The sequence below is a fragment of the Puniceibacterium antarcticum genome (genome assembly GCF_002760615.1).
Lineage (GTDB): Bacteria > Pseudomonadota > Alphaproteobacteria > Rhodobacterales > Rhodobacteraceae > Puniceibacterium > Puniceibacterium antarcticum.
On sequence record NZ_AWWI01000108.1, the window covers coordinates 1 to 11048 of the forward strand.

The window sequence follows — 11048 nt, forward strand, 5'->3', positions numbered from 1 at the left end:
TGATGGGGTTGTGGCATCGACATCTCCTGTGCTGACCAATTCGTCCTCACGGGAGTGTAAAAGCAGATCCAGCAGCGCGCGAAGATCACGCAACCGTTCAAGAGGTAAGCGTGGAGTACCGACAGGCTTGATCGATCCGGCCTCAGGTGTGATCATCCAGGCCGGAAGATAAAATGCCCCACCATGATCTTGGCGGATCAAAAGATGACGACAAAAGTCGTGCTCAACCGATCCTGTAATTTCAACTGTTTGGCCGCAAAGCGGGTGAGACCGATAGGTGACAACCGCGTCAAAACACAGTCGCCCGGCATCATGACGCTGCTTCCGATGGCGCAGGGCGGACATGGGCCACCATCGCAACGCTCCTGCAGACCTGCAAGATCAACGAAGTCGATCCTGCAGCCTGGCTGACGCGGACATTGGAGCGCATCGCCAACCAATGGCCCAGTGCTGAAATCGATGCCCTCAGGCCGTGAAACTAAAACCCATGAACGGCCATGCCTTCCCGCTTACATGCCAAGTGATCCTGACCAAGTTGGTGATGGCCGGCAGTACATTGATCTCGTACAGAAGATCGCACACCGCAGTCATATCTGCGGACTTTCACAATACCAGATTCAAGTGATTTTCTTCTGACGCGCGAGTTTAATGACTCGGTTTGATCAATGCAGATCGAGTAGCCGCACTGAGGGGTCTACCCATGTGCATCCCGGACAGCCTTCGAAGGATCCTCAATGTAGTCGTCAGGGTTTTTGTCAGCAACATCGACGCCGGTTAAATGTGCGCACTGGAACGCAAGAAACCGCACAGCCAGCTTGTGGCGAAGTTCGAAAGACGCGTTTCGACGGAAATCCGTTAGGCCCTGACGCTCTTCCTCACCCATGTGATCGCTGTTAGCGACGTTGCATGCGTCAATTGCCGAAAACCATTCTGGCGAGCCTATTTCGTGCTTCTGTACCTCTTCGCCCGTATCGCGAATGTCATTGTGATCTTCGATCGCGTCTTGCGTTTCCTCGTCCGCGCTGTCAGCATCTGTGGCGCCTGTCCCCAGCTTCAGAAGCTCAGGATAAAAATAACGCTCCTCCGCTTCGGCATGAGAGTCGAGAAGGGCCTTCAAACGTACCCAGACGGACTCTAACGCCTCAGTATCGTGTGGGCTGATTTCATCTATAGCCGCAAAAAGGCGCCTCTGCTCGGCGTGATCGTCTATGATAAGCTGCGTAATATCCATGATGGACCCTCTCCGTCTGTTGATTTCGCTTTGGGTAGATGTAGTCGATAGCAGGTCAAAGTGAAGTGGTGCGGCAAATATTGACATTCTGATAAGGTGTACCCAACCTCGAAGAACATGTAAGCATATGACGACGCGACGCCGATTTCCGAAGGCAAAATACGCATGAAATCGGTTTGATAATTTAGTCGACGTTGAACAACGCCTACGCGGCGATTTGCACTGCTAATGATCGGTTCGTGAAGGCGTTGATCGCGCTATGCGCCCGTGACAGGCACATAAACAACAGGACCAAAAGAGCCCTCAGCCGGGCCAGGATCTTGCGGATGTTGTGCCCGCAGCCGCACATGACAGCGAAGAGCGAATCCATTGCCCGGCAGGGCATGTTTACATGCCCGATAGGGGCCATTGGTCCCTTTGAGTCGGCAGCGCGCGAGGTGCCCATCGGTCTTCATGTGGCCAATTTCCGGCTCGATCGCGCTGCGCCGTCGGAGCTGCGCTTTCAGCCCATCCGTCAGCCCGCGGCGCATGCCGGATATCAGAACTCGGGTCTTTGCGACGCCGTGTCCGCGCTAGCCACGATCGACGACGGCGACAAGGCCGAACGTCTTCTGCGCAATCTCACGCGCCGCCTCGAACTCGAGGCGCCCAGCGTGTCGAAGAGCATCCTCGAGGGCCTCGACGAGATCCTCACCGTGACCCGCCTCGGCCTGCCGCCCGAACTGCGCCGCTCGCTGGCTTCGACAAACATCGTCGAGTCCATGAACGCGGTGATCAGACAGGTCTGCCGGAACGTGAAGTGCTGGCGCGACGCGAAAATGGCGCTGCGCTGGACCGCTGCGGGCATGATCGAGGCCGCCAAATGCTTCCGTCGCCTCAAGGCCCACAAGCAGTTGCCCGTCCTCAAGGCGGCACTGGAGAAGCATCGCTCCAAACCCGAAGGCGCCGTTGACCAGGTGGCAGATGCCGCGTAACCCCGAAATCAGCAGCGCCCCCCGTCGCGCTCTTCAACATCAAGCGGGACATTCCCTCAGAGGGATAGCCACAAGGTATGACAAAACCGACTGCAGATACGCAGCGTGTTGGAATCTCGTAGCAGCACTCATAGCCTCAAGATGATTGTCCACAGGCCCTAATTCATCGCGAAACAAAATTTCGCAGTCTGACACCAGTCGTGTATACTAAGGTGCGGCCAAAATCATCTTCGATTTTTAAGCGCCAAGGTGGTGTAGAACTGAATTACCTCATGTGATCTTTTCTGCAACGCGGTTGTTCCTTAGGCTCCAGACCCATTGATTTCAGTCCGTTGTCGTGTTTCAGGCTCCGTAAGGAGACCTGATCTATGAGCAATCTTTACTGGTTAAGCGAAGCGCAAATCGAGCGCCTGAAACCGTTTTTTCCGAAGAGCCATGGCAAGCCCCGGGTCGATGATAGAAGAGTTCTGAGTGGCATAATCTTCATCAATCGCAATGATTTGCGGTGATGCGATGCGCCTAGGGAGTATGGTCCGGCCAAAACACTCTACAACCGCTGGAGTGAAAAGGGCGTCTTTGCGCGGATTATGGCGGGCCTGGCCGCTGAAGGCACCGAACACAAGACCATCATGATCCCCTCTCATTGATTGCTGCGCAATCAACTTCCGGGCAATGGAAGCGACCTATCTGAAAGCGCACCGCACGGCCTCGAGCCTGGGGTAAAAAGGGGGGCGTGCTCGCCAAATCGGGCGCACCACGGCATGAACACGAAGTTACATGCCGTCACAGACGCGAAGGGCCGCCCGATCCGGTTCTTTATGTCGGCTGAACAGGTGAGCGATTACACTGGCGCCGCGGCACTGCTGAGCAGCCTGCCGTAGGCGGATTGGCTCTTGGGGGATCGTGGATACGATGCCGCCTAGCTGCGAGAAGCCTTGAAAGACAAAGGGATAAAGGTTTGCATTCCCGGTCAAACGTCCCGCAAGAAAGCGCTGAAATATGACAAGCGGAGGTACAAACGGCGCAACCGGATCGAGATCATGTTCGTGGCCGATGACATGATCTCGAGCGGTGCGAACTCCACCCGGGGGGATATCAACCGATTGGGCAAAGTACGGCATTTATTTCAATACGCTTACCCTTGGCTATTTCAGGACTCCGCTCAACAAAACGCTGAGCGAAGATCCGGACTTCACCGATTGGCTTGAAAAGCACACACCTGCGGGCCGCTTGGGGAAAGTCGAGGAACTGGTCGATACAGCCGTCTACCTGTCAAGCGACGCCGCCTCTTTCCTCAAGCGTCAGATGATCTTTGTGGATGGCGGGTTAATCTCCAGAGTCTGATGCCGCCAGGACACCGCGCAGTCGTTGTGAAGCCCAAAGGCAAGCGTAGAAAGTGGTCTTAAACTGCGCGCGGGGCCAAGGTTCTTGCCCCAATCGCGCAAGAACTCGAAGTTCGGATTCAGCTTTTCGACCACGCCAACCCTACCCTTGAACGCAAACGCATCACATGAGTTGAGCGAAGCGCTCACTTGCGATCATGGATCGAGGCGGACTGCGCCCTGGCTGGCATTGGCGACCAACGCCGCGTATGCTTTCAGCGCGCGGCTGACCTTGCGCTTGCGCGGTGCGCCAGGCTTCCAGGAAGCCTCTCCTTTGGCGTCCATCGCTGCACGCCTTGTCGCGAGCATTTCTTCGCTGAGCGCCACATTGATGGTCCGATTGGGAATATCGATCTCGATTATATCGCCTTCAACCAGCAGACCGATATTGCCGCCTTCTGCCGCTTCGGGCGAAACATGGCCAATCGACAGACCCGAAGTGCCGCCCGAAAAGCGGCCATCGGTGATTAGCGCACAGGCTTTGCCCAGCCGCATCGATTTCAGATAGCTTGTCGGATAGAGCATTTCTTGCATGCCCGGACCGCCCCGTGGCCCCTCGTAGCGGATGATCACCACATCTCCAGCCGAAATCTCCTTGCTCAGGATCCGGTTCACCGCCTCGTCCTGGCTTTCGCATATCTTTGCCGGGCCGCTGAACTTCAGAATGCTGTCGTCAACGCCTGCGGTTTTCACCACACAGCCTTCCTGGGCGATATTCCCGAACAGAACCGCTAATCCGCCATCTTGGCTAAAGGCATGTTCCTTGGATCGGATAACACCCTTTTCGCGATCGGTGTCGAGGCTTAGATAACGGCTGGCTTGGCTAAACGCTTCGATGGTGCGCACGCCGCCGGGGGCAGCGCTGAACAGTTCATGCACCTTGTTGTCCTTGCTGCGCGCAATGTCCCAATGGGCAATCGCTTCGCCAAGGGTCGGCATGTGCACGGTCGCGACATCCCGGTTGATCAGCCCCGCATCGTCGAGCTGGCCCAAAATGCCAAAAATCCCACCAGCGCGATGGACGTCTTCCATGTGCACATGGCTAATCGCCGGGGCCACCTTACACAGGCAGGGGGTGATCCGGCTCAACCGGTCCATATCGTCCAAGGTGAAATCAACCTCGCCCTCACGGGCGATTGCCAGAAGGTGCAGCACCGTGTTGGTCGATCCGCCCATGGCGATGTCAAGCGTCATGGCGTTTTCGAACGCAGCATGGGTTGCAATGCCGCGCGGCGTGACCGAGGTGTCACCGCCTTCGTAATGGCGCTTGGCCAGATCAACGATCCGGCGCCCGGCTTCGAGGAACAACCCCTTGCGGTCAGCGTGGGTGGCAAGCGTCGATCCATTGCCCGGCAGCGCCAGTCCCAGCGCCTCGGCCAGACAGTTCATCGAATTGGCGGTGAACATGCCAGAACAGGATCCGCAGGTCGGGCAAGCATTGACTTCGAATTCGTTGAGCTGTTCGTCGCTCAGGTCGGGGTTTGCAGCCTGCACCATAGCGTCTACCAGATCGACCGCGATTTCCTTGCCCTCGAAATTGACCTTACCCGCCTCCATCGGGCCACCGGACACAAAAATCGCCGGGATATCAAGTCGCATCGCCGCCATCAGCATACCTGGCGTGATCTTGTCACAGTTCGAGATGCATATCATGGCATCTGCACAATGGGCGTTAACCATATATTCCACACTGTCGGCGATGATCTCTCGCGAAGGCAGTGAATAGAGCATACCATCGTGGCCCATGGCGATGCCGTCATCTACAGCAATAGTGTGGAATTCCTTGGCGACGCCGCCAGCAGCTTCGACCTCGCGCGCGACCATCTGGCCGAGATCCTTCAGATGCACGTGTCCCGGAACGAACTGGGTAAAGGAGTTCACAATGGCGATGATCGGCTTGCCAAAGTCACCATCCTTCATCCCCGTGGCGCGCCAGAGCGCCCTTGCGCCCGCCATGTTCCGGCCTGATGTCGATGTCTTTGAACGATATGGTATCAAGTTTTCTGTCCTGTTTGGCATGTGGCTGACCGGAAGCGTCATTCCGAAAATTTCAGCCCTTTAATGTGTCAAGCACAACTCGGCTGCAAGCTCAACCTCGCCGAGGTGCGCATCCTACGAACACAAACTGCGGACCCATTATTTTCCTTGTGCGCGGCGCGGGCGCAGAGACCACATGTTGCCCAAGCTGTAATCATTGAAGCCATGCTGAAGCACCGCAAAACCTGCGTGGCCGATGAGATAGGCCCAAACGAAGTTCGCCAGCGAGGTGTGAATGAACATGACGATCCCCACGAGACCACCGGCATCTGGATCGCCTTGGTTGATAAAGTAGTAAATAGTGCCAGACACCGCCATCGCCGTTACCAGCAGCAGACCAAGCCCGTGGATTGCAGAGGGCAGCGCCGCATTGTCGTCATGCACGGGCAGGCGCAGGTGGCGCAGGGTCGACAGATGGCTGCGGATATCAGTCCAAAGCGCCGACAGCCGAGCGCCCGAAATCCATGGCCAGAGCGCACCGACAGAAGTCCCGCGCCGCCGCACCATCACGGTGATCCAGAACCCCAGCACAAAGGCAAAGGCCGCAAGGCCACCGTATTGGTGGATCTCGAAATATAAGTTGCCAACATGGCCATCTTCAGCGGGTTCCAGCACCAGACTGCTCAGAAGCTGGATAATCACGGCAAGCGCAAGACCCGCATGCAAAAGCCGCGTCGCAAGGATGTGTCTGTCGGAAGAGGCTGTGAGGGGAGGTGTCATGGCTGTTCCTTCGGTGTGATAAGAATTTTTAGGGCGCAAAGTCTGTCAATCGTCTGCTGCAAGGTCATCATGCACGACATTGCCCAAAGCCAATGTGAGATCTCTGTGGATGTGACGAAATGCATTGGCGGTTGAACATGTGTCGGAAATTTGCTGACAGAGCGGCTCTGTAACCAGCATAAAAAGGTTGGAGACGTTGACGTCTTCAATGTTCATTTGCCGGTACCTTCCCCTTGGGCTTCGCTGACAGCAGCAGAGGTCACAGCGAATAGTTGCAGACCTTCTTGGCCTGCCTTGAGATGCATGCGTTCGCGGCTGCCAAGTGTACTCGCAACACCTGCTCCGCCCTCCCGCCAATGCTCTGTCATCGATATGCGGGAGAATTCATAATCCTTGGCATCCCCCTCAAAGCTGTCCTTGCGGTGGATCAGTTTAACCAGTGTGATCGGGCAGTCGGGACGGACCGAAGTCAGCGCCCGAAGGTCCGGGTCATCAAGCAACTCGGCAGGCAGTTTTGCCGACAGCCTGATCGCGGCCGCGCGGATGTTATACAGCTGCCGATATCGGTCGTTTGTCAGGCGCGTACGGCTGGAATACTGAAAATCCTTTAGACGCTGACCGACATCCGTCAGGGCCTGAGGCAGACGGCCGCGTTCGCTGAACAGATCGACCTGAAAGATGCAGACTGGATCTTGGCCCAAGGCGTCCATCACATATTGCAGCGGTGTTTTCGACACGAGCCCCCATCCCAGTGGAAACGACCCGCAATTTCAACCGGAGCAAAGCTAGGTGGGAGTGTGCCACTAGCCATGATATGTTCGGGCGTTATTCGCATATCATTGCTGTCGAAATAGGTAAAATTCGCGATCTCCACGTCCAATTCACCGATGCTCAGACGTGGGCCTGCGTCATTGAGATAGTCGAAATCCACCAGATCCAGCAGCGCATCGCTGTCATAAACGCTCAGCGGTTGATGATCCGTCGGCGCCATAAACTCGAATGGGCTGCGAGGCCGGAAAAAACACGGGAAACCGGACATGATCACGATTGCGGCGGCCAGTTCCCCAAAAATCTTGCGGCTTTTGTCGAATATAAAATGGGGTGCGGTCAGATGTGACGTGATACTGTCCCATAATCCGTGCAGTGCCGTCACGTGATCCTCGGGACGGTTGCCACAGATCAGGGCTGCGTTGATGGCGCCGATCGATATGCCCGCCACCCAGTCCGGCTCTGGTCCCGCTGTGGCAAGCTGCTCATACGCGCCAGCCTGATAGGCTCCAAGCGCCCCGCCCCCCTGAAGGACCAATATGTATCGTTCTGCAAAATCCATTGTGTCCGTCCTTCATCTTGCCCGCAGCCGTGGATTAAACCAAGGGCTCGCAGGACAACTAGACAGCGCAGTGGACCTCAGCTGTGTGCCAATCTTACTTCTTTGTAAGTAAAATGCGTACTCCTACGCCCTGCGCTAAAATGGACACCCGATTATGCACTGGCAGTGCGTAAGAACATAGTCGATGGCGCAGCTATCGCATCCAACCGCCAAGAGCCGCGCTGTCTCTTTTGCTTGCATGACGTGCACAAAGGCGGAAATCCATCAAAGCCTATAAGGCAGGCCGGGAGTCCGGGAGGCCGCATTTTCCAGCTCTCTGGTGACGATCAGAATTGTGTGTCAATAAACTTTAATGCGTCAATGATCGCCACTCTCCAAAGGGACCAGACATGATCGCCTTCTGTAATGCGCAATTCCCCGGGGCGCTGCGCAGCCTGCAACGTCTCGTACATCGCGATGGCGCCCCGCCAAAGCTGGCGACTGTCGTCATCCCCGACCGTCAGGTACATCGCTGGCAGATCTGATTTTTCACTAATCCTGGTCTCGAGCGTTGTGAACAGGTTTTCCTGATTGAAAAGGCGCGCATCGAAGGGTGTGCCGAACGATCCGTTAAAATGTGAAATCAGATTGGGGATATCCGGCCCCACAACGATGGTAGCGGGATCAACCCTCTGAAAATATGCGCTTTCGGACATCAATTGAAGCTCGTCAGGAGTCTTGTCCAAGTAAGGTCTCGGGATGTTCTGCCAGATTGCTCCGGACAGGCTGGCGGCTGCGACGTATTTTTGCGGGTAGGACATCGCAAAATGAAGCGCGCCAAATCCGCCCATCGACAAGCCCGCAACAGCGCGCCCCGCACGATCCCTGCGCACTGGGTAAGTCGTTTCCACCCAGTTGGGCAAGTCCTGCGTCAGGGCCGTCTCGTAATTTCCGGGTCCATTTAGGTCCTTGGAATCGACATACCAACTGTTCGCGGCATCCGGCATCACCACCAGAAGCGGTGAAATCGCCTGCTCTGATATCATGCGATCGAGCGTCGCCTGAATGTCACCCAGATTTACCCAGCTGGTCTGATCGCCGTTGTGACCATGGAGCAGGTAAAGAACGGGCCACCCTGTTGCAGGCGGATCACCGGGAGGCGCATAGACCACGATGTTGATAGGATGCCCCAGCGCCGCGCTTGGAACGGACTGGTTGGCAAGGCCCCCAGCCTGGATCGGGTGAGCAAGCGTGCAGATAAAAACAAGCGCGCAGAAAAACCACTGCCGTAGCATGCCGTCGTTCCTTCTAGAAAAAATGAAAGACAGGAACCTGCGGCCAAACGCGGGCGCATCTCAAGCCAAGTTCTCTATCTAGGCCTTTCTTTTGCCCAAACGCCAATGACTATCTTCAATCGATCCCATTAATTTTTAGCGTGGGCTGCAGCTGGAAGCCGCGATCTCAAAATTTAACGAAATGTAACCTGCGCGAAAGGCAGGGGTGAAGATCATGGATTAGGACACAGGGTATCGCAAGCTGGGGCCTGCGGGAAGAGACTGAATGGAGAGGCTGCATTGAGATTCCCGAAAGTTGCGGAAGGCAGACATCGCCTGCGCGCTTTAACACTGTCTGCGGCTTTAGTTCTGGCAGGTATTGGCGGTGCTAAGCTGGTCTGGAACTGGACCAATGCAAAGCCTGCTTTGTCTTTCATCACTGGGACCATACCATCCGACCACATTGTTTTGCCATCGGGTCAGGCGCGATCGGTTGTCGTACTGTTCTCAGGCATGACGGGGTGGAAAGACACTGATCAGGTGCTGGCAGACGAGCTGATCGCACGAAGCGCCGCTGTGGTCGGGATCGCGCTGCCCGAATACCTAAGTAATCTGGCAAACAAGTCCGAGGACTGCCACTATCTTATTTCCGATATAGAAAGCCTCAGCCACCAGATCCAGCGCGCCACGGGCGGTGCAGACTATCGCGCGCCGATTCTCGCGGGGTCTGATATGGGCGGCGGACTGGCCTTGGACCTCGTGGACCAAACGCCATCGGCGACCATCGGGGCCACAGTTGTGTCGGATCCGGCAGTGGCGGTTCCGCTTGACCGCCCTTTGTGCACCGACGCCAAACACACCGAAAATGACAATGGTGAAATCTACACCTTGCCCTCCAGCGCCTTGGTCGATCCGGTCACAGTTGTTCTGAGCCCATCGGCAAGTGTCGCATCTCGCGCCCGCGCGGAAGCATTCGGCGCCGCCGCCTCGGGGGCCAGCGTCAGCGAGGGGGCCGGCTCGGAAGGGGGTCTGTTTGCAGCAGCCTTGTTTGAAGAGGTGGACAAGATTTCCGCCGCGCCCGAAGCGCTGCCGGTTCAAGTGCTGGGCACGATACCCACCCACGGCACGATGGCGATCATCCTGTCCGGCGACGGGGGCTGGCGCGATCTGGACCGAACCATCGGTGGGATCTTCCAGACCAGCGGCGTGCCGACCGTGGGTCTAGACTCCCTGCGTTATTTCTGGGGAAAACGTACCCCGGAACAGGTCGCACAGGATATCACGTCGATCGTTTCGCGATATTCAGGTCCTTGGAACGCACCGGATGTGCTGCTGATGGGCTATTCCTTTGGAGCAGATGTGCTGCCTGCGGCTTATCTGGCGCTTGATCCGGCAATGCAGGCGAGGGTCAAGCAGATCAGCCTTCTTGGCCTTTCACCCGCTGCAGACTGGGAAATCACGGTGTCGGGCTGGCTGGACGGCCCCTCGCCAGCGGCGACCCCCACCGGACCGTCGCTGGCCCGCATTCCAGCGGGACTGATGCAATGCGTCTATGGTGTTGCCGAGACGGACAGCCCTTGCCCCGGCCTTGGCAAAAGCGGTGTCGAGACCCTTCAGACCGAAGGCGGACACCACTTCGACGGGAACTACCGCGCCATTGCGCAGGATATCCTAACAAGTCTCGACCAGCGGCGGGCGAGGGAGAATGAACCCCGCTTTGGACTTGGCCCGGCGCGTACTCATTCTGTTGGCTGTCGCCTTTATCCACCCCGGCGCAAATGTATCTGATACTGGGGGGTATAGATGGGTAGCACTGATTTCCAAGCATAGGCAGACTTGGCGAATCAGATATCGGGTTACGGCGATCAACGTAAGCGTCGTCTGGGCGGCAGTGGGGTTTCAGCTTGACGGCGGAAAGTTCCAGGGAAGCAACTCGTCGATGCGGTGTTGCGGATGTCCGGCCGCGATGGCTTCGAGCGTAGATTTCAGATAGGCGAAAGGCTCAACGCCATTGATCTTGGCTGTCTCGATCAGGAATGCGATGCGGCCCCATGCCTTGCCACCCTCGTCCGATCCGGCGAAGAGGCTGTTCTTGCGCGTGAGTGTCTGGGGTCTGATGGC

At 56.8% G+C, this 11048-nt stretch carries 11 protein-coding genes and 4 pseudogenes; 5 read left to right on the plus strand and 10 right to left on the minus strand.

Annotated features, from left to right (window positions below; genetic code table 11):
- Window positions 1-345, minus strand: a 345-nt coding sequence (locus P775_RS15105; protein ID WP_218967709.1) for a hypothetical protein, incomplete at its 3' end; no start/stop codon positions are given.
- On the opposite strand from P775_RS15105, the pseudogene P775_RS15110 reads away from it, so the two are divergent.
- Window positions 318-476: pseudogene (locus P775_RS15110) on the plus strand (transposase domain-containing protein); the annotation flags it as partial. The gene P775_RS15105 and the pseudogene P775_RS15110 overlap by 28 nt on opposite strands.
- 218 nt (window positions 477-694) lie before the next feature.
- On the opposite strand, the gene P775_RS15115 reads toward P775_RS15110, so the two are convergent.
- Together P775_RS15115 and P775_RS15120 are read right to left on the minus strand one after the other, a co-directional pair.
- Window positions 695-1231 (minus strand): hemerythrin domain-containing protein, encoded by a 537-nt coding sequence (locus P775_RS15115; RefSeq protein ID WP_099911759.1) that lies wholly within the window; start codon window positions 1229-1231, stop codon window positions 695-697.
- A 205-nt stretch (window positions 1232-1436) separates the two neighbouring features.
- Window positions 1437-1824: pseudogene (locus P775_RS15120) on the minus strand (hypothetical protein); the annotation flags it as partial.
- Here P775_RS15120 and P775_RS15125 point away from each other — a divergent pair.
- The 3 genes and pseudogenes from P775_RS15125 to P775_RS15135 form a co-directional block, all read left to right on the plus strand.
- Window positions 1813-2205 (plus strand): annotated as a pseudogene (locus P775_RS15125) (transposase); the annotation flags it as partial. The pseudogenes P775_RS15120 and P775_RS15125 sit on opposite strands and share 12 nt — an antisense overlap.
- Window positions 2206-2573: 368 nt before the next feature.
- A pseudogene (locus P775_RS15130) lies at window positions 2574-3251 on the plus strand (IS5 family transposase); the annotation flags it as partial.
- A gap of 25 nt (window positions 3252-3276) precedes the next feature.
- Complete coding sequence (locus P775_RS15135) at window positions 3277-3549, plus strand: SDR family oxidoreductase (RefSeq protein ID WP_099911760.1); 273 nt, start codon at window positions 3277-3279, stop codon at window positions 3547-3549.
- 194 nt (window positions 3550-3743) lie between these two features.
- Here P775_RS15135 and ilvD read toward each other — a convergent pair whose 3' ends face one another.
- The 6 genes from ilvD to P775_RS15155 all read right to left on the minus strand — a co-directional run bounded on the left by ilvD (window position 3744) and on the right by P775_RS15155 (window position 8948).
- Entirely contained in the window at window positions 3744-5606 is a 1863-nt protein-coding gene (gene ilvD / locus P775_RS15140) for a dihydroxy-acid dehydratase (protein WP_425439915.1), read from the minus strand.
- 117 nt (window positions 5607-5723) lie between these two features.
- Complete coding sequence (locus P775_RS15145; protein ID WP_099911761.1) at window positions 5724-6344, minus strand: cytochrome b/b6 domain-containing protein; 621 nt, start codon at window positions 6342-6344, stop codon at window positions 5724-5726.
- A 45-nt stretch (window positions 6345-6389) separates the two neighbouring features.
- On the minus strand, window positions 6390-6560 hold the full coding sequence (locus P775_RS28110; RefSeq protein WP_180287455.1) for a hypothetical protein: 171 nt from the start codon (window positions 6558-6560) through the stop codon (window positions 6390-6392).
- Window positions 6557-7081, minus strand: coding sequence for a DUF3734 domain-containing protein (locus P775_RS28545; protein WP_218967710.1), 525 nt, complete (start codon window positions 7079-7081; stop codon window positions 6557-6559). The genes P775_RS28110 and P775_RS28545 overlap by 4 nt, the downstream gene beginning before the upstream one ends.
- On the minus strand, window positions 7054-7674 hold the full coding sequence (locus tag P775_RS28550; protein ID WP_218967711.1) for a patatin-like phospholipase family protein: 621 nt from the start codon (window positions 7672-7674) through the stop codon (window positions 7054-7056). Before P775_RS28550 ends, P775_RS28545 begins: the two co-directional genes overlap by 28 nt.
- A gap of 326 nt (window positions 7675-8000) precedes the next feature.
- Window positions 8001-8948: an alpha/beta hydrolase gene (locus tag P775_RS15155; RefSeq protein WP_099911762.1), complete on the minus strand. Its 948-nt coding sequence runs from the start codon at window positions 8946-8948 to the stop codon at window positions 8001-8003.
- A gap of 279 nt (window positions 8949-9227) precedes the next feature.
- On the opposite strand from P775_RS15155, the gene P775_RS15160 reads away from it, so the two are divergent.
- Window positions 9228-10715, plus strand: a complete 1488-nt coding sequence (locus tag P775_RS15160) for a virulence factor family protein (protein ID WP_143520921.1) — start codon at window positions 9228-9230, stop codon at window positions 10713-10715.
- A 111-nt stretch (window positions 10716-10826) separates the two neighbouring features.
- Here P775_RS15160 and P775_RS15165 read toward each other — a convergent pair.
- The coding region (locus tag P775_RS15165; RefSeq protein WP_143520922.1) for a transposase domain-containing protein at window positions 10827-11048 on the minus strand (222 nt) is incomplete at its 5' end.